Source organism: Streptomyces lushanensis (genome assembly GCF_001700515.1).
GTDB lineage: Bacteria > Actinomycetota > Actinomycetes > Streptomycetales > Streptomycetaceae > Streptomyces > Streptomyces lushanensis.
On the sequence record NZ_MAUD01000584.1, the window covers coordinates 1 to 649 of the forward strand.

1 protein-coding gene and 1 pseudogene are annotated in these 649 nt (G+C 69.1%); both read left to right on the forward strand.

Features of this window, described 5'->3' with window-relative positions; translation table 11 throughout:
* Window positions 1–43: 43 nt before the first annotated feature.
* On the forward strand, window positions 44–404 hold a 361-nt coding region (locus BFF77_RS37460; RefSeq protein WP_281196666.1), incomplete at its 3' end, for an ACT domain-containing protein.
* A gap of 2 nt (window positions 405–406) precedes the next feature.
* Window positions 407–649, forward strand: a pseudogene (locus tag BFF77_RS37465) (HAD family hydrolase); the annotation flags it as partial.

Below are 649 nucleotides of genomic sequence, written 5' to 3' on the forward strand. Positions count from 1 at the left end.
GGCCGGCCACAGCTCCTGACTCGCCCGATACGGTGGAACCACCATGAGCGCATCGCAGCCCCCTCGGACCGCCGACGTCCCCACTCTTCTCGTCAAGATCTTCGGGAAGGACCGTCCCGGGATCACCGCCGGGCTCTTCGACACCCTCGCCGCCTACTCCGTCGATGTGATCGACATCGAGCAGGTCGTCACCCGTGGCCGTATCGTCCTCTGCGCGCTGATCACCGCTCCGGCCTCCGGCGGCGCCAGCGAGGGCGAACTGCGGGCGACCGTGCACACCTGGACGGAATCGCTCAAACTCCAGGCCGAGATCATCTCCGGCATCGGCGACAACCGGCCGCGCGGCAGCGGCCGTTCCCATGTCACCGTGCTCGGCAATCCGCTGACCGCCGAGTCGACGGCGGNNCAGCGGCTGGTGGTCATGGACGTGGACTCGACACTGATCCAGGACGAGGTCATCGAACTCTTCGCGGCCCACGCGGGCTGTGAGGCCGAGGTCGCCGAGGTGACCTCCAGGGCCATGCGCGGAGAGCTGGACTTCGAGCAGTCCCTGCACGCGCGGGTGGCACTGCTGGCCGGGCTGGACGAGTCGGTGGTGGAGAAGGTGCGCGCCGAGATACGGCTCACCCCCGGCGCCCGCACCCTGATC